Source organism: Ruegeria sp. N4 (assembly GCF_056531425.1).
This window is the reverse complement of the sequence record NZ_JBQFLT010000015.1, coordinates 71,999-87,822: the sequence shown is the minus strand read 5'-3', so window position 1 is coordinate 87,822 and position 15,824 is coordinate 71,999. Positions and strand designations below refer to the sequence as shown.

At 55.9% G+C, this 15,824-nt stretch carries 20 protein-coding genes; 1 reads left to right on the top strand and 19 read right to left on the bottom strand.

Annotated features, from left to right (window positions below; all coding sequences use genetic code 11):
* Positions 1-163: 163 nt before the first annotated feature.
* The 19 genes from ACR0LW_RS19215 to ACR0LW_RS19125 form a co-directional block, all read right to left on the bottom strand.
* The gene (locus ACR0LW_RS19215; RefSeq protein ID WP_152460673.1) at positions 164-2,056 is read right to left on the bottom strand and encodes a type IV secretory system conjugative DNA transfer family protein; all 1,893 of its coding nucleotides are present in this window, start codon (positions 2,054-2,056) and stop codon (positions 164-166) included.
* The gene (locus ACR0LW_RS19210; protein ID WP_152460674.1) at positions 2,049-2,207 is read right to left on the bottom strand and encodes a DUF4177 domain-containing protein; all 159 of its coding nucleotides are present in this window, start codon (positions 2,205-2,207) and stop codon (positions 2,049-2,051) included. Before ACR0LW_RS19210 ends, ACR0LW_RS19215 begins: the two co-directional genes overlap by 8 nt.
* Before the next feature lie 12 nt (positions 2,208-2,219).
* On the bottom strand, positions 2,220-3,308 hold the full coding sequence (locus tag ACR0LW_RS19205) for an ATPase, T2SS/T4P/T4SS family (protein WP_170624899.1): 1,089 nt from the start codon (positions 3,306-3,308) through the stop codon (positions 2,220-2,222).
* Positions 3,309-3,438: 130 nt separating this feature from the next.
* Positions 3,439-4,272 carry a TraB/TrbI/VirB10 family type IV secretion system protein gene (locus ACR0LW_RS19200; RefSeq protein WP_170575215.1) on the bottom strand — a complete coding sequence of 278 codons (834 nt, stop codon included), beginning with the start codon at positions 4,270-4,272 and terminating at the stop codon, positions 3,439-3,441.
* 11 nt (positions 4,273-4,283) lie between these two features.
* A complete protein-coding gene (locus ACR0LW_RS19195) occupies positions 4,284-4,964 on the bottom strand; it encodes a hypothetical protein (RefSeq protein ID WP_152460677.1) in 681 nt (226 codons plus the stop codon).
* Positions 4,964-5,779, bottom strand: a complete 816-nt coding sequence (locus ACR0LW_RS19190) for a TrbG/VirB9 family P-type conjugative transfer protein (protein WP_152460678.1) — start codon at positions 5,777-5,779, stop codon at positions 4,964-4,966. Before ACR0LW_RS19190 ends, ACR0LW_RS19195 begins: the two co-directional genes overlap by 1 nt.
* Positions 5,779-6,414, bottom strand: a complete 636-nt coding sequence (locus ACR0LW_RS19185; RefSeq protein ID WP_170624898.1) for a VirB8 family type IV secretion system protein — start codon at positions 6,412-6,414, stop codon at positions 5,779-5,781. Before ACR0LW_RS19185 ends, ACR0LW_RS19190 begins: the two co-directional genes overlap by 1 nt.
* A gap of 26 nt (positions 6,415-6,440) precedes the next feature.
* The gene (locus tag ACR0LW_RS19180) at positions 6,441-7,496 is read right to left on the bottom strand and encodes a TrbL/VirB6 family protein (protein ID WP_152460680.1); all 1,056 of its coding nucleotides are present in this window, start codon (positions 7,494-7,496) and stop codon (positions 6,441-6,443) included.
* Positions 7,493-7,993 carry a hypothetical protein gene (locus ACR0LW_RS19175; RefSeq protein ID WP_152460681.1) on the bottom strand — a complete coding sequence of 167 codons (501 nt, stop codon included), beginning with the start codon at positions 7,991-7,993 and terminating at the stop codon, positions 7,493-7,495. The genes ACR0LW_RS19180 and ACR0LW_RS19175 overlap by 4 nt, the downstream gene beginning before the upstream one ends.
* Entirely contained in the window at positions 7,990-8,736 is a 747-nt protein-coding gene (locus ACR0LW_RS19170; protein ID WP_152460682.1) for a type IV secretion system protein, read from the bottom strand. Before ACR0LW_RS19170 ends, ACR0LW_RS19175 begins: the two co-directional genes overlap by 4 nt.
* Positions 8,736-8,873 carry a hypothetical protein gene (locus ACR0LW_RS19165; protein ID WP_170425207.1) on the bottom strand — a complete coding sequence of 46 codons (138 nt, stop codon included), beginning with the start codon at positions 8,871-8,873 and terminating at the stop codon, positions 8,736-8,738. The genes ACR0LW_RS19170 and ACR0LW_RS19165 overlap by 1 nt, the downstream gene beginning before the upstream one ends.
* A complete protein-coding gene (locus tag ACR0LW_RS19160) occupies positions 8,870-11,236 on the bottom strand; it encodes a VirB4 family type IV secretion/conjugal transfer ATPase (protein WP_480522654.1) in 2,367 nt (788 codons plus the stop codon). The genes ACR0LW_RS19165 and ACR0LW_RS19160 overlap by 4 nt, the downstream gene beginning before the upstream one ends.
* A complete protein-coding gene (locus ACR0LW_RS19155) occupies positions 11,229-11,507 on the bottom strand; it encodes a VirB3 family type IV secretion system protein (protein ID WP_152460684.1) in 279 nt (92 codons plus the stop codon). The genes ACR0LW_RS19160 and ACR0LW_RS19155 overlap by 8 nt, the downstream gene beginning before the upstream one ends.
* Positions 11,508-11,510: 3 nt before the next feature.
* Positions 11,511-11,792, bottom strand: coding sequence for an HAD family hydrolase (locus ACR0LW_RS19150; protein WP_152460685.1), 282 nt, complete (start codon positions 11,790-11,792; stop codon positions 11,511-11,513).
* Complete coding sequence (locus tag ACR0LW_RS19145) at positions 11,789-12,433, bottom strand: lytic transglycosylase domain-containing protein (protein WP_480522656.1); 645 nt, start codon at positions 12,431-12,433, stop codon at positions 11,789-11,791. The genes ACR0LW_RS19150 and ACR0LW_RS19145 overlap by 4 nt, the downstream gene beginning before the upstream one ends.
* Positions 12,430-12,855, bottom strand: coding sequence for a TSCPD domain-containing protein (locus tag ACR0LW_RS19140; RefSeq protein WP_152460687.1), 426 nt, complete (start codon positions 12,853-12,855; stop codon positions 12,430-12,432). The genes ACR0LW_RS19145 and ACR0LW_RS19140 overlap by 4 nt, the downstream gene beginning before the upstream one ends.
* Positions 12,852-13,475, bottom strand: coding sequence for a hypothetical protein (locus ACR0LW_RS19135; protein ID WP_480883948.1), 624 nt, complete (start codon positions 13,473-13,475; stop codon positions 12,852-12,854). The genes ACR0LW_RS19140 and ACR0LW_RS19135 overlap by 4 nt, the downstream gene beginning before the upstream one ends.
* 476 nt (positions 13,476-13,951) lie before the next feature.
* Positions 13,952-14,365 carry a thermonuclease family protein gene (locus tag ACR0LW_RS19130; RefSeq protein ID WP_170474371.1) on the bottom strand — a complete coding sequence of 138 codons (414 nt, stop codon included), beginning with the start codon at positions 14,363-14,365 and terminating at the stop codon, positions 13,952-13,954.
* 48 nt (positions 14,366-14,413) lie between these two features.
* Complete coding sequence (locus ACR0LW_RS19125) at positions 14,414-14,770, bottom strand: hypothetical protein (protein ID WP_170474374.1); 357 nt, start codon at positions 14,768-14,770, stop codon at positions 14,414-14,416.
* A 383-nt stretch (positions 14,771-15,153) separates the two neighbouring features.
* On the opposite strand from ACR0LW_RS19125, the gene ACR0LW_RS19120 reads away from it, so the two are divergent.
* Positions 15,154-15,648, top strand: coding sequence for a hypothetical protein (locus ACR0LW_RS19120; protein WP_480883946.1), 495 nt, complete (start codon positions 15,154-15,156; stop codon positions 15,646-15,648).
* Positions 15,649-15,824: the final 176 nt, after the last annotated feature.

Here is a 15,824-nt window from a genome sequence, read left to right as displayed (position 1 = left end):
CGCAATCTCTCACTCGCATACCGTTGGTCAGCAAATCTGAATGGCAGCTTCACACCATCTACGCCCCTTGATCCTGGCCGCAGCGTTGATCAATTTGGGCTCTCTCCTGCCGTTCTCTGCATATTGAAGTAAGGTCCGGTTCGGCCGCGTCCTGTTACCCCCGTCAAGTGAAGGCGCTACTTTCAGCCCGTTTGGCTTTCATTTTCTCCATCGCCATATCTTTCGCTGACCGACTTTTCCGCTTTGCGACCGTGCGCTGCGCATCAAATGCCGCCTGAAGTTCCTGGTCTTTTTCAGAAACCTCTTTCACCGGGGCAGGGGCCGGTTTCGCATCAGCCACTGCCTTTGCCGTATCCTTGGCCTGCTCTTCAGCAAGATCCAGGTGTGTCCCTTTGATCTTTGGCGTGTCGCCACCAAGGAACTGCATGAAATAAGGATCTTCGAAATATCGAATCTTGTTCGCAATCACGGGCATCTTGCCTTCGCGGATCAGCACAACCTCGTTTTCCGGCAGACGACCAACGTGCTCTGGCCGGAGCAGCCGAATGCCTTCTTCACGCTCTGATATGCTGCCCATTTCCATCTTGCCGAGTGCTCGAGACTTCGACTTGCTTATGACCGTTTTGTCCCCGATGGACCTGGACACATGTTCGCGTACTTCGGAATCCTCTGAGGCGGCAAACATCTGGGTTCCAGCGTTTGCCAGCATCGCCCGCACACCCTCGTGCCCATAAATGTCCTGTAGGCGCGACAGTGTTTGCGAAATCACCACGAGCCTGCCCCCGAACGATCGCATGGTGTCATAGGCTTCAACAACGCGCTCAAGATGGCCGAGGCGTTGGAACTCATCGAGCAGCATCAAAACCTTGAACGGCTCATCTTCGCCCGGCTCAACAGTTTCGATGGTGTTCACCAGATCGAGGAAGAACAGGCGAATGAGCGTCCGGAACTCTTTGACCTTTTTCCCTGGCACGGAAAAGTAGATCGAGCTGGGGCGCCGACGCAGATCTTCAAAGTTGATGTCATTGCCCTGCGTGGCTCTTGCTACCGACGGGTTGCGCCAGAGCTGCAGGCCGGAGTTCAACATAACCGAAATCGTTGACCGCAGGATTTTGGATTCTTCGGCTGCAAGATTCAGAAACTCATCTGCAGCTCGCGCATATCCAACTTCTTCAGCCATTTTCTCATAGTCCTTTTGCTTGGTCGTTTTGACCAGGCGCAGGACTTCGGAAATGTATGGCCGCTTTCTTTTGATCGCCAGCATCGCCATTGCGCAGAACATGCCTTCAACACCACCCATAAAGCCCTGCGCGGACGAGCTGGGCGTGTCGAACATCTGAGTTGCAACCTGAATCACTTCTTCCCATCGCCGGTCCAGATTGTCGGCACGTGCTGCGCGGCGCAGAGGGTTGTAGCTGTGGCTTTTGTCGGGGTTCTCGGGGTCGAACATAAAAACCTCATCGCCCATTGCTGCCCGACGCGCGCCGGTTGTCTGGAAAATCTCGCCCTTGATGTCCAGGACGACGCAAGACCCATTGAAACGCAGGACATTCGGGATCACAAAGCCGCTGGTTTTGCCCGAACCAGACGGGGCAATGAACATCGCGTGCGGCTTTTGGACACCGGGGCCGGGCTTATAGTAGATCGCGTTTTTGTCCTTTGGCTCACCAAATTTGGCAAACACGATTTCACTATCCAATTTGTCTTTGAGCTTCAGAACCGACGCATAGCCTTCCTGGACGAGCTGAGGGGCCTTTGCAAAGGTCGCATCACCGTATTTCGTTGAGGGACCACGCAGCGCAGCCGCCACAAATGCAAAGGTCAAAACACCCACTGCGACCACCGCCACCAGACCCATGATCTGCTGCGTCTCTGCAGGCTGTGCCATGAACTTCTCTGGGATCGCCCAGATGTCCAGCCCGCGAAAGCCTCTGGTGTTGATGTATTCGAGAGCCAGCCCGACCACCAACACCGCGCAAGCCGAGGTAGCGATAAAGCCCATAGTACCGGCTATCGCGACCTTCTTGCCTTTGGGTAGATCCTGAAACTCAGCCATCGGTCAGCTCGCGTTTGAAGAAGCACACGATGCCAAACTCGGCAGGTACGACGCCGACCATTTCCCAACCGTCTTGCCCGAGCTTCGCAAACTTCTCGCCTGCATTTTCCTCTACCCGCATCAAGACATTACGATACTCAAATTTTTTCATTCTATTTCTCCTTCAGATAAGTTGATCAGCGGTCATCAGGGGTGGGAAGATCACTCCGTTGACCTTCCGTTCGTCACCGATTTTCTTCATGTGAACGATCATGTGAATGGTGGCCCGGATGTCATCGACCACTTCTGACTTTTGAACGGTCGGAGATCCGCGACGCACCATCTTGCTCATACGTCCAATGGCATCTACTGGTGAGTTGGCGTGCATGGTACAAACAGAACCATCGTGGCCGGTGTTCACCAGTTCCAGGAACATATTTGCGTCGTCGCCCCGAATTTCACCGCAGACGAGGCGGTCAGGCCGTAACCTCAGCGCCGATTCCAGCAGCTTTGTTGGTGATCGAGGGCCATCTTCTTCGGAACGGTCAGCAAGTAGATCGACAGAATTGGGTTGCTCGATGTCCAGCTCGGCCACTTCTTCAATCGTCACGATCCGTTCGCCAGGATCGACGCGCTTCAGCATTGCATTGAGAACAGTGGTTTTGCCAGACGAGGTGCCCCCGGCAATGATCACGTTCCATTTGCTTAGCATCGCAAGGTCGGCCAGCTCGTCAAAGTTCATTGTTCCGGCAGCGAGAGCAGCCCGAGCCTTTTCAAGCGCGCTGTGATCATTGTTTTCTGCCAACGCCGCCTCTTTGCTGGCGAAGCTGAACGCGCCCAGATCGACGGTTTTCACGCGGAGCAGGCGGATCGCCACGGACCCCACGCCGGTTGTTGCTGGCGGAATCACAACCTGCACCCGCGCTTTACCCTGCTGTGTCGGCACGTTGGCCGTCGCAATCGGCTTCTTTTCTCCGAATGTCACATCGCTGAATCCGGCCACGCAGCGCCCGATGTTTTCCACATCATCTCTGTTCAGAGTAATGTCTGTCCTGGTCATGTGTGTTGTGCCCATTTCTTCGACCCAGACCGATCCGTCAGGATTCACAGAAATTTCGCTCAGGCTTTCATCGTGCAACAGATGCTCGATCTTGCCTGTATAGTATTCCAGAAGGCTATTGCCGTTCCGCCCGCTCATGTTCTTGTCCTTGGTAGAGCACTTTTTTGAACACTGGAGGTTGCCTTCGCTGCATCTCGGCTTTGCCTCGAACACGAAGGCATCCACATAAGATTCATTGCTTCCAAAAAGTGCTGAATTTGCTTCAAAAAAGGCCGCTACCGCACTCGATCATGCTGGCAGCGGCCGGAAAGACTGCTGAGGCGGTCGGCTCATTGGCTCGCGCTCAGAAGCTATCGAACACAACGTCGCGCTGCAGGATGGCGTTGATGCGACTGCCCTGATCGACAAAGACTGTCGGAGTAATGCGCAGGTATTCATCAAGCGCCGCTGCCGTAGCGTTCTGCAGGTTAGACCCCACTTGCGTTGCCAGATCAGTGCGAACCGAGTTGTTGCTATCGTTGTCAGAGACCAGTGCCACCGGCGCAATGCCGATGATGGACAACAGCGCTGCAGTTCCGAACCGTTTCCCAAAGTGTGTGTTCACCCTGCCGGTCGCACCAGTCCGGCCTTGACCGTCCGTACCAGCCGATCCGACCTGAGTTGACAGGCCGTCAGGCGTGATGACACGGCTCCAAACGATCATGATGCGCGTTTGCGCCAATGTCGTGTCCGCTCGATACTCGCCAAAGAGCTTCGATCCGCGCGGCAGAAGCAAACGCGTGCCGTCCATCGAGTAGACGCCACGTGTAATCGTCGCCACGACACTGCCGGGCAACTCCGAGCTGACCGCGCCACCGAACACAGCCGACAAAACCGTGCCTTGCGTCAGGGTGCGCGACGGATCGTCAATGATCGAGGCCCCGACGATGGGGGGATATTCTTCGACCAGATTGTTTTGCCATGTCGTGTTTTGGTTTTCCTGATAGCCGCGTTGATCTTCAGGCAGGCGGGTGTCGTCTGGCTGGACTTGAACCGGCTGCGGCGCTGCAGGGAAGGGTTGGAAAATGACCGGCTGCGATCCACCATTGATCGGCTGGTAGTTTTGACCGGGTGCGTCCTGTGCCATCGCGCTTGAGGCCAACGTGACCAGGGCGAGGGTGAGTGCTGTTCTGTTCATCGTCAGCTCCATCAGTTTCTGCCGTATGGGTTTTCATCGAACACAATGCCGTCCGACTGGTTCTGCCGCTGGCGCATCTTCTTCAGTTCTTCGAGTCTGCGCCGCTCGTCATCGGTCAGACCTTGCGCCTGAAGGTGGCTTACGCTGGCAAGTGCCCGGGCCTCCGCATCTGCGATGGCCTGGGCAAGTTCCGTCTGGAACTTCTTCTCTCGCTCATCATATCTGACCTGAAGGCGTTCATTGGTCAGGTTCAGCGTTGCGATTTCACCGTCTTTTTCGGACAGCGAAACTTTGGCGTCCGTCAGCTCGTCTTGCAGATCGGAAATCCGACCGTTCTGTTGCTCGATAGTTTTCAAGGCTTGTTTCAGCCCTTCGGAATCGACCTGCGGCACTGTTGCCGGTGTTGCCACCTCAATTTCCTCGGGCAAAGCCTCTGGTTCCGGCTCATCGGCCTCTGGTCCCCGTGCGGTCAAAAGCCCGTATCGCTCGCCACCACCTTGTTGCAAAGCGTCAACGCGGACACCCGTGTTCGTGCTTTTGTTTTCATGGCCCATGACAAACCATACAAAGCCCAGGAACACCGCTCCTGCGATCGCAACGGTTATCAGCTTCTTTGGGTCGAACTTCTTCCGGACACGTTGCGACGGCTGTTCAGCCGCCGCCCGTGCCGCAATTGTCTGATTGCGATCCATTACTTGCTGCCCCCCGGTTTAACTGTCTGTGAAGTAACGGGCCTGCCCGTTGCACTCGCCTGCTGAAACGCGTCGCCATCGTTTCGTACACAGATCGAAGTGTCTTCGATGCGCAGTGTCCAAAGGTCGGAAAGGCCCTGCACCTGGATAATGCCGCGCTCTTTGACTGTGGTGTTCACCATCAGCTCGCGGCCATCAGGCAGGACACGGAAAATCCCCGGCAACTCCGCATCCTGCGGGATTTGCATATAGGTGTGAACGCCATCATCCCACACGGCGGTGGGCGCAAAGTCCGCTTTGCCCGAGCGCGAATAGTTCTGGTTCACAAACCGGCCAGTTGGCTTCGGCTCGCTCCGAGCGACTGTGCCGCGACGCGTTGTGGTCCCGCCGCTGTTGTTTTTGTTGTAGAACGTGACCCGAAATGGAACACGTTTGCGTTCGGCGGCGCTCTCGGCCGGAACCAGATAGAAGTTGTATGTCCCGCGATTGGTCAGGACGGTCAGGTTTGAATCCGAGTTCAGGATTTCTGGCTTGAACGCAATAACGCGACCTTCCTGCAGGCGGGTGATCTGAAAACTCTCAGTGTCGCCCGCGCCAATGCTGCGGACGGTCTCGCCCTGCGGAAAGTGAACATAGGTAATCAGGCGTTCACCTACAGTGATGCGGTACACCTGGTTCTCGACGTAATGGAAATGCGTGATGCGATGATCCGCATTCTTTCCGTCTGGCGTCGGTGTGATTTCAGCGAGCAGAGGCGTAGAGAATGCCAAAACTGCTGCGGCGGTGGCGGTGAGTGTTTTGAAAGAACGCTGCATCAGACCTTCCCTATGGCGTCTACGCGGTAGTTGGTGACGACGAAGCCGAACGGATTTTCCAGAAGCTCATCCATCGACGTCACGATTTTTTCCTCAAACCCGTAGGTCACAGTGACCACGTAGCGGGCTGAGGCCGTTGCTTGGTTTGGCACGATCAGGGACTTGCGGATCTCGACCTGCACCGTCTCATCGTTGACCGGCGAGACGCCCAGAATTTCGGTCTGCACCTTTGTCTTGGGCGTATAGATTTCGTCAGGATGGTTGTCGTTCGAACCGTCCCACAGTTCGCGGTAGGACGTTTCGGCCAGCTCATCAGAACGACGCAGCACCGATTTCAGGCGCTCGTTGTTGTCCTGGACATCATAGGTTTCCCGGTCGCGCACATAATTTGCGACTTCACGGAAGGCCATCGCCTCAGAAGGTTCCAGTTCTTCGACTTTTTCAGTCAGCAGGACCGGCAGTTTCGTGTCCGGATCAATGGAGAATGGCACCGCGCGGATTTCCTTCAGGGGAAGGAGCATCGCCCAGCCAATCATAGAGGCCACGCCCATTGCCATGCCGACCATGCCGAATACCTGCCATTTGAAGGCATCGCGGCGTGCGCCCAGAAAGAGTTCTTTTTCGTGATCTGTCACGTGTGACATTTGCTCTGTACCTCGATTTATGAAGATTTATTGGCGCGAGCTTGTCGAATGCTCTGCCGGTAACGGTCAGCGGCGTAGCTCTGACGAGCTGCCCCATCCTGATTTCGGGCTCTGTGCGCTATGTCCCGACGCGCTTGCATTGCGCGAGACGCGCTGTCACGAACGCCAGTCCCGTCACGTGCTGCGGAAGCCATAGCAGCGGCAGTTTTCCCACCGGCTACTGCACCCCTTGCGCCGTCGCTTGCAGTGCCCAATGCACTTCTTGCGGCTGCTGCAGCACCAGTTGCCACGGCAAGACCCGAGGATGCCGAAACGATTGCACCCGACATCCCGCCCGCGAGCGACGGGATCTGCGTGAGCATCACGATTGAAACAATGCAGATCGCCAAAAACCGGCCACTGGCCTCCATATTGTTCACATCCTCAACAGCGGTCAGTTCGGAGCTGAAAAGGGCCTGAATAAGAGAAACGATGCCTGTCAGAACGACGATGACCATGATCAGGCCAACAGTCGTTTTCGCCCAGGCTGCGAAGATATTGGCTGTTGCCGAGCTGAGCAGCGTTGCGATGAAAACAGGCGCTAGACCCAGCAGGACCGCTAGACCGCCTTTTGCGATCAGCGCCATGCCGGTGCCAAAAGCAACGATGACAGCCCCAACAACCCAGAGAATAGCCCCGGTGATGCTCAGACCCCAGGTTGCGTTTTCAATAGCCTGCTGGCCCATCAAGAAACACTGAAGCGCAATGTCATCGAGTGCTTCCCAGACATTTGTTGTGCCGGTCAGTTCTCCGGCAATCGTGTCTGGGAGGCTCGAAATGCCCTGATAAATGGGTTGAAAGAAGCTCCAGCTAGAAGCCATACCAATGATGATCGTCGCCCGAATGATCCAGCCGACATAGCCACCAAACCCGATTTCTCGGATTTGAAGCACACCGTTGATCAGCATTGCCACGAAGATCAGCGCGGCTATTGCCCAGAGGGCGGATGCTAGATCCGCCGCCAGGCTGTTGTATGCTTGCTGCGAGAAGTTATTTAGCGCAGCCTCAATCGAGCTGACGAAATCTTGGATCACGGCCCACAAGCCTCCTCAATTGCAGGGCGCAGAGCTTCCAGACGGGTCCGTTGCTCTTTTTTCAGCGCGGCAAGATTGTCGGACGGTTGGGTCCAAAACTCGTCTTGGTCAGCTCCGACCTTTTGGGCGGCGTCCTCACGGCTTAAACCGCCCAGCGGACATTCGGTGCTGAAGGTCTCGCCAGATTTGCGCAGAATGCATTGCTCGATGGTGGCCTCGTGCGCAGCGATGACCTGTTCATTCAGGATCACCACCGACCAGTTGGTCACAAGAGGCTGCTTGTCTGCGGATTGGCCCGCTTCGGCCATGCGCGCTTGATCGTTTTTGACGAATTGACGACCGTACTCACGCGCACCCGAGTACCCAAGGCACTTACGATATTCACCGAACGGCATATCGACCTTGGGTGATGGGCGCAGCTTCACCTGTGCCGATGCAGCCCCCGACATAACGGCGGCGGCTGCAATGGTCAGGATGAGAGTTGAGCGGAGTTTCATTGTGAGGTTCCTCGTACATAGTTGCTGAGTGTCGAAAGATCGGCAGCGGTTGCAGCCAGATCCGTGCCCGACGCCAGAGCATTAGCCGAGGTTGCGCGTAAGATTTCAATTTCAACCTGAAGGAGTTTAAGGAGAACCGCCGTGTTGTAGTCGATTGCATCCTTCAGATCTTCTTGCTGACCGATTTCACCGCGCAGCTTTTCTGCATCTTCGGAGAGCTGACCGGCCATGTCATAGCCATTCTCACCCAAGGCCGATGCCATCAAGCCAGCGCCACCTCGCTCCGAGAGAATGCGCCGGGCTGGCACGTCTGACGTACTGAATTCTTTAAGGATTCCATTGTTCAGCCCCAGGCTGATTGATCGGCGTTCCATCGCGAGTCCGGCGACGCCTGGAAGATCGCCAATCGTATCTTCGGTCGCGTTCAAGGCGTATCCAAGCGTGTCAGCTGCCGTTGCCAGTTTCAGAAAGCTGCGGCTGTTGAACTGGTCCAGATCCGTCAGACCACTGATGGTTTTGAGGGAGTTTTCGAGCAGTGCCCTCTGCTGCTCGAGCTTCTCATATTGTTGCATCAGCTGTTCGTATTGGCGGACCATTTCCGCGACTTCGCGGGCCGAATTGGCTGCGTCCTGTGCAATGGCCGTGGCGTCGATGGTCGGAACACCTTGGGCTGCCGTCATAACTGGCAGGGCGGCCAGAACCGAAACAGCAATGGTTGTGCGGAATTTCTTTGAAATATCCATCAGACAAACTCCAAGTTTTCAGGGGAGGTCATGCGCTCAAAGTCACAGGCGCATTTGCTGCGATAGCCCGAATAGGTGCTGGTGCAGGCCGAGACAGCGGCCAGAACTACAAGGGTGATGACAAGGCGGGCTTTCATGTGATTTCCTTCCAGAAGTTGGGGTTTTTTCGCCAGTCAGGATCAGGGAACGATTTTCCGTCTGATCCGCTCAGAACACGAAGAAGCGGGCCGAGCGCGCCGACATCGACATCGAGCCAAACACTCTCATCACCTTTCTTCATGAGCATTACGCGGTCGCCAAAATGCGCCCTCAGCGCGCCCAGCTCTGAATCGTTCAAGCCGATTGCCCGGTAGTCTGCTTCATTGCCGGATCGAGAGGGGAACAAGAGTTGCGTGCTGGTGTTTTCCAGGATCGACTTACTTGCCGCTGACGACAGGAGGTGATCGGGGATCTGCGTCATCATCATCATCATGACGTTCAGCTTCCGATACGTGGTGTAGGCATTTATGAGGATGCCAGCGCCATAAGGGTTGCCAGCAATTACCCATGCTTCATCAATCACAAAGACAGTGGGTATCTTGGTGGCGCAGCGGCGTTCAATCTGGCGCATGACGTAGCTGATCCATGCCAGCCGCACCAATTCGTCATCCAGAACCTCAGAAATATCGAACACAAGATGACGGTCGCCAGCAGCAAACGGATCTGAGCCACCCTCGCCAAACATCCAGGACAAGCGGCCTTCGCCCGCCCATTCACTTGCACGCTTGTACAGGTTCTTGTCATCGTCAAAGGCTCTGAACCGTTCCACCAGTGAATCGAAGTTCTGAAGCGCAGGCGGCAAAGTGGCATTGGCTTGGCAAGCCCTTGTGATTTCATCCTTCTGATCGGTGGTCAGTGGTTCGTCATAGCTCAACAGGGCAATGACCCAATTGGCGAGCCAGCTTTGCCCAGCCTCATCCGTCTCGGTCTGAAAAGGGTTCATGCCGGTTGGCTCACCAACTCGGACGCGGATGTACTGCGCACCGAGCGCCCGCATTGGAGCCTCCATTGCCCGGTCTTTGTCAAAAGCGATGATCCGCGCGCCCTGTGCAACCGCCATTGTTGCCAGCAGCATCGCGATCACAGTTTTACCCGAGCCGTTCGGTCCAAGAACGATCGTATGCCCGGAGGGCAGGTTTTCAGGGTCGTTACTGGTCTTGGGAAGGTGCAGCGAAACATCGTAGCTGTCCCCGTGTGTCGTCGGGAAAGTCGCCAATGGCCCCGGCCAAGGTAGCTTTTCCGCATCCAACCCTTTGGGGCGCATGTGGAACGCAACCATATCCGCAAAGTTCTGGTCCGTGATCAGTTCTTCACGGGCGCGGAACGCGAAATTGCCGGGGTGCTGTGCGAAGTACACGGCACGGGCCGACATCGCTTCGCGCTTCACCGTGCCACCCGAAATCTGGATTTCACCGATGATGTGTTTTTCGGCGGTTTTCAGATCTTCCTCGTTCCCAAACACGCAGATCGACAGGTGGTGCTTGCCGAGTGACATGGTGCCGGAGGCAATGCCGTCCGCCAGAATGGACAAATCCTCTTCAAGCGACTTTGCCTTGTCGCCTGCCGAGCGCATTTGTCCCGACTTGCGGCGTTCCATTTCCTGCGCCTGGGCGCGGCTGATCGGCAGGAAGGATTGCGAAATCACGACATCAACCGGCAGGTCTAGCCCGTCGAAAATGCCGGGGAACGAAGCCATCGGGTAATTCTTCAGGGAATAGACACGGATGGAGCGTTCCTGATCGTCGCCCGTGACCAGTTTGCCGCGCTTGCCCTGAAACAGCACATCCTCTTGCGGCATGTTGAAGGCGATGGGTTCTGCAATGTTCGTGTGAATGATCGGCTGATACCGACCGTTCAACAGCATTCCATAATAGCCGAGCCAACGCCCCTCGCTGAGCTTCAGCCGGCGCACCCGGCTTTCGCCCAGCGTGCCCGCCAGTGTTGTGAACACACCGTCGAGCTGTTCGATCATTTCGCGGCGCTCCTCGTCTATCGTTCCAGACGACATGCCGAACATCTGTTTTGCCCGCTCATCCTGCCGCTTTTGCAGAATGGCGCTGATGATGATCTTGCGTTCTTTCAACTCTGCATCGACGGACGCTGAGCGCATGGCCTGCGCCACTGCACCGGCAAAGCCGGTTGGATCTGTGATGACATGACCCGTCTCAGCCGGGACGGTCAGTCGATGAACATAAAAAGCCACCTCATTAGGTGTTGTGCGCAACACACGCTCAAACCGTTCGGCCAGGAACTCGAACTCGTTTTCGTCCAGCGTGTTTGCGTTGATTCCGGTGATTTCTGCAGCGGCGATAAGGCCACCGTTGCGTGTGGAAATGACCTCATCGTCCACGACATAGCCATACGGCAACATCTGAAAGAGGCTCATTTCATCCTTGCGCCAGCTCGGCTCGATCAACGAGCGGGCAAGGGTCCACAAATCCTGTGCAGCAGGCTTAGGCACTATAGTAATCTCCCCCATGATGCTGGCGGTTTTTGGTGCGCGGAGTTTTGGAAAGGGTTACGGAAAGGACGCGGAAGAAAGCCGGTTCCCATTCGTAAAAGAGGCGAAGCCCGGTATAGAAAACAAAACCCGCAATGATTGCTGGTGCTATCCCGAACATGAAGAACGAAAGCATGGTCATCCCGAGGATCACCAGCAGATAGATCACGGGTAAGCCGCCCCATTCTGCGGGGCGGCTCAGGCCGCGAAAGACCGTATTGCGGCGCGGCATCAATCAGCCTCCGATGAATGTATCAGCGAGGCCGATAACAGCGCCGACGACGATAGCGATTACCGGGCCTTTCAGCGAACCCCAGCCGAACACGTAGGCGAGACAGCCCCAGATGAAGCCGACAGCGGCAAGGCTGACGCCAACGACCTTCGAGTCGGCCAGCGTTTCGTTGATGAAATCGCCAATGGCATCTTGCAGCCAGCCAGCGGAGGCGGGCGCTGCTGTGATGATGAACGCAGTGATCGCGAAAAACGCCATCTGCTGGTAGAAGTGGGTTCTTTTCATAGGTCTTTACTCACTTTGCTTAGGATGATCCGCACGTAGTTGCGGGTTTCGGTGAAGGGGGGGACGCCGCCATATTCGACGACGCGGTGAGGCCCGGCGTTGTAGGCGGCAAGCGCCAGCTTCCAGGTTCCGAACTCGCGGTACTGCGCCGCCAAATAGCGGGCACCACCGTCGAGATTTTCTGCAGGGTTCTTTGGATTCACGCCCAGGTCTTTTGCCGTTCCGGGCATGAGCTGTGCGAAGCCATAGGCACCCTTGGGCGACAGAGCATCAGCGCGATACCGGCTTTCCTGCCAGACCAGTGCCATGAACAACTCGGCCGGAATGTCATGCCGTTCCGCCGCTGCGTGGATTTCTTTGACGATGCGCTCCTGTGACCAGCCGCCCGAGGATTTGCGAGGCCGCGGTGCCTTGCCCGCAATCTCGATCTTTTCCTGTGGCTTGGCCTTCGGCGCTTCCGGTTTTTCGTCAAGCGTGTACTCACGCATCTTGATTGGGCGAACGACGCCGTTGACGATTTCTGCCCGCGCACCGTTGAGAAACACGCTGCCATCCGGTTCATACTCGATGACCTGGGCGCTTGCGCCGGTCGCCACAAATGCCGTGGAGACGAGCAGAAGGGGCCGCATTGCTGCGATCATTCGGATTTCTCCTTTGCTTGAGTTGGCGAGGAATTGGAGGGGTTCTGTTCGTCGCCGGTCGCGGCCACGTACTCATCAGTCCAGGACGGCGGAATGCTGACAGCATCCACCAACCAGCCTGCGAGACTTGCGTATTCTTCGCCACCAAGGGCCGAAGTCTTGCGAGCGATAGAGCGCGACAGAAACGAAGCTGCTACGCCGTGCTGCAGCAACAGCGAAATCAGAACGCACAGATCATGCAGATGGTATTCGAGGTCGCTGCCAGAGCGAAAACCACCGCTATAGAACACTTCACGGGGTTTGATTGGCGACGCCGGATCATACCCGATGGTGACAAAGGCAGTGTGCCCTTGCGGAGTTTCAACGCGGCGTGTTTCAGCCAGCCGACGATCAGGAAGAACTTTGCGCGCAGGCTTGTTCATGACAAAGCTCCCTGCGCATCAAGTTCCGCTTGTCGGATTTGCATTGCGAAATCCACGTCAAGGCGCAGCTCATCGACCACTTCAAGCGGCATAACGATGTCCAGCCAGACACCTTCGCGGATCAGGTGAACGTGATAGGTGGCGTTTGGGTAAACGAACCAAAGGGCTTCATGCCGGTTCAGAACGTCGCGCGCTGTGTCGGCGTCGATTGTGCCTGACAGGTCGCAACCGAATTTCAGGGTTGCGTATGAGCTGGCATAGTCCGCTCGGCTGCTGCTTTGGATGAGCGCAGCGGCCTTTTCCGGTGAAGCGAAGCGGAACAGCTCTTTCGGACCCAACGCCTTGTTAACGTCCGCGTGCAGCTTCAAGGCTTTGTAGAGCCGATTTGCACGGACATACCCAAGATCATTGAGGACATGGAACATTTCGAGCGCGATCCCGAAAGCCGTGGCGCGGGCATCGCTTTCCAGCCAGTATTCGCGCATTGCGCGCTTGATGGTTGGCCGTTCTCCGGCAAGGTGGCGGATTACGGTGAGAATGTCCTTACGGGCTTGCTCGAAGCTCTGGGCGGCAGGCACCCAGCGCCGATCAATCTTGCTTTCGATAGTGTCGAAGGCCACTGTGATCACCTTTCCGCCTTTCAAAAATAGGTCAGTAGTTTTTACATAATTACTATTATGGGGTTCGGTTTCGGATCATCTGAGCAGCAGGAAATTGGATGCCGGAACACAGCACTGAGCCCTTCGCTAGCTTCGTAGAAAGCCAGCGTTCAGCTCGGATCAATCAGCCGGAAGGTCTGACTGAAATGTCGGGATGTCCCGCTCGCCTCAATCGCCAGACAGCGCTAAGCGGTCGGAGGCGCAGATATGTTGTCCAGGGTCCGCACCCATTGACTCTGGCGCGGTGCTGTCCGATCTAGGATCGGCATCTAGGACTACTGTTTTTACCATAGTACAGTTCTCTCTTGATGTTGGAGGAATGCCCGGATGGATTTGGGGCGTTTCTTGTCCTGTCGATTGTTGGCGCAATCGACAGGACTGCTTATTTCTCAGTGGTTTTGTTCTGTTGTCATTAAATCGTTGTTTGATCCTTTCCTTCAGCCGCACCAGGACCGGCGTTTGCCGCCGGAGTATGGGCGCGCGAGACCCTCGGAAATCAGGATGGACCCGACCTCCTGCCCAGCGACACGCCCAACCGCTAGGAAGCGGTCATGGGCGTCCAGATCTGGTTGGATGACCAGCTCTATCTGGTCCGCCGACTGGATGAGCTCTGTCAGCCTTGCTTTCGCTTCTAATCCCAGAGTCTTTTCCGCAAGGCACTGCGGCCGGTAGGTCTCAGGCGCATCAAACCCAACAAGCCGATACCGGTCGTCACCATGGTCGATTGTGTCACCGTCAACGGCGATCACCTCAGATGCGCTCAGTGTCTCTGTTCGCTTGGTTGGTTCAATCCAAACTGCAGCAATGAACAAAGGCGCGAGCGCAGTGCTGAGAAACAAGAGCCGTTTCATGCGCCCTGTCCCAGTATTTTGAGAAGCCGGGTTCTCGAACGTGACCGATCAGGTTTTAGATTTCGCGTCCAGAGCTTGCGCCGCTTCAAGACCCGCCGGCGTGATTGACTCGATCGTGTAGTCAGATTTGACGCAGAGAATGCGCCCGTCGCCAAATTCCTGGTGATGCTTAAAAAGGCCCGGCCAAAGATCGAACTCCCTGGGCTCAGCACCCGCTCGAGAGATCTTCGACTTGCACAAGGCTCCGACATAGTTCGGAGAGCTATAAATGCAGTGGTACTTAGGTCGTCCAAGGGAAGCGAGTCCGATAAATTCGTAGCGGCATGTAAATGGAACCTGATCTTCTTTCAGGCCCCGGACCATCTCGATGGTTACCACAGTGTATTGTCTCTTGTTGTCCGCCATGACGACCCCCTATGGGCCGTCTTCTACATCCAAAAGTTGTGGACTAAAACACAATCTACGTCAATATAAGAAAACACGCCAATATACTATATTAGATTGTCAGGGGCATATTGGCCGAGTATTGCTTAGGCGATTCACATGCAGGAGAGACCATCTTGAAACACTCAAAATCCGGAAATCGAACTCGCGCGAAGGCCCTTGCAGTTGCACTCGCTGCACTGCCAGCCACGCAGGCTCGTGCCTATCCAATTGACTGCGCCATATTCCTTTGCCTCGCCGGAGGTTGGCCAAATTCGCCTGATTGCGTCGCTGCCAAGGCGGAGTTCATTCGGCGCGTCACACCCTATCCGGTCGAACCTCCGCTCCAACTCTGGCGCTGTCCGATGAACGCGTCAGAAAGCTCCTCAGGCGTGAGTCCTATGGAAAGGTTGGGCGCCATCAAACGCAACAGTGCCAGTCCTATTCCAGAGCTTCCATCTGACGAAACCGCTGAGACCTTAGTGGTAGATGCAGCGATCTCGATGGAAGCGATCCCGTCACTTCACAACCAATACGGTGACGGTCTTCAAGCCACGCCAATCAGCGTCGATCTTTCCTCTTCCGATTTCGACGTTGTGAGGTCCATCAGGGTTTGGGATGTGCGCCACTACAGCTATCGCCGTCGTTCGCGAGAGGGCGACTGCGAGCGTTCGCTTGATCTGGTCGTTGGCAGCTATGACGACAACGTAAGCTTTCAATGGTCCGAGCGCGCTCCTGCCCCAATCCCTCCTTGGCTGCCACTGGGCAATCGCTGTGAACCTCCCAGCTATTTCCGTGGCGTTGGTGTCGAGTGGAACGACATATTCGGGTTCAGCGAATACGAGCTCATCCGATACTGACGTTGTTTTCACAGTGGATGAATGCGTTGCCCCTCAGAAGCCAGTGAACGCGCCAGCCACATTGGCAACCAGGCCTTCTTGGCCAGAGGAACATCCTTATCCCAAAACAAAAAACCCCCGCAAGGCGGGGCCTCAGCGGGGATCTTCCTAAGTCACTTTTGATCACCTGATTTATA

What these genes read in the sequence shown, in the direction of transcription:
- ACR0LW_RS19155 (WP_152460684.1), bottom strand. Translation starts at nt 11,507, where the DNA reads ATGCCGCGCCGCAATACGGTCTTTCGCGGCCTGAGCCGCCCCGCAGAA.
- ACR0LW_RS19120 (WP_480883946.1), top strand. Translation starts at nt 15,154, where the DNA reads ATGAACGCGTCAGAAAGCTCCTCAGGCGTGAGTCCTATGGAAAGGTTG.
- ACR0LW_RS19170 (WP_152460682.1), bottom strand. Translation starts at nt 8,736, where the DNA reads ATGGATATTTCAAAGAAATTCCGCACAACCATTGCTGTTTCGGTTCTG.
- ACR0LW_RS19165 (WP_170425207.1), bottom strand. Translation starts at nt 8,873, where the DNA reads ATGAAAGCCCGCCTTGTCATCACCCTTGTAGTTCTGGCCGCTGTCTCG.
- ACR0LW_RS19190 (WP_152460678.1), bottom strand. Translation starts at nt 5,779, where the DNA reads ATGCAGCGTTCTTTCAAAACACTCACCGCCACCGCCGCAGCAGTTTTG.
- ACR0LW_RS19130 (WP_170474371.1), bottom strand. Translation starts at nt 14,365, where the DNA reads ATGAAACGGCTCTTGTTTCTCAGCACTGCGCTCGCGCCTTTGTTCATT.
- ACR0LW_RS19200 (WP_170575215.1), bottom strand. Translation starts at nt 4,272, where the DNA reads ATGAACAGAACAGCACTCACCCTCGCCCTGGTCACGTTGGCCTCAAGC.
- ACR0LW_RS19210 (WP_152460674.1), bottom strand. Translation starts at nt 2,207, where the DNA reads ATGAAAAAATTTGAGTATCGTAATGTCTTGATGCGGGTAGAGGAAAAT.
- ACR0LW_RS19175 (WP_152460681.1), bottom strand. Translation starts at nt 7,993, where the DNA reads ATGAAACTCCGCTCAACTCTCATCCTGACCATTGCAGCCGCCGCCGTT.
- ACR0LW_RS19195 (WP_152460677.1), bottom strand. Translation starts at nt 4,964, where the DNA reads ATGGATCGCAATCAGACAATTGCGGCACGGGCGGCGGCTGAACAGCCG.
- ACR0LW_RS19145 (WP_480522656.1), bottom strand. Translation starts at nt 12,433, where the DNA reads ATGATCGCAGCAATGCGGCCCCTTCTGCTCGTCTCCACGGCATTTGTG.
- ACR0LW_RS19125 (WP_170474374.1), bottom strand. Translation starts at nt 14,770, where the DNA reads ATGGCGGACAACAAGAGACAATACACTGTGGTAACCATCGAGATGGTC.
- ACR0LW_RS19150 (WP_152460685.1), bottom strand. Translation starts at nt 11,792, where the DNA reads ATGAAAAGAACCCACTTCTACCAGCAGATGGCGTTTTTCGCGATCACT.
- ACR0LW_RS19215 (WP_152460673.1), bottom strand. Translation starts at nt 2,056, where the DNA reads ATGGCTGAGTTTCAGGATCTACCCAAAGGCAAGAAGGTCGCGATAGCC.
- ACR0LW_RS19140 (WP_152460687.1), bottom strand. Translation starts at nt 12,855, where the DNA reads ATGAACAAGCCTGCGCGCAAAGTTCTTCCTGATCGTCGGCTGGCTGAA.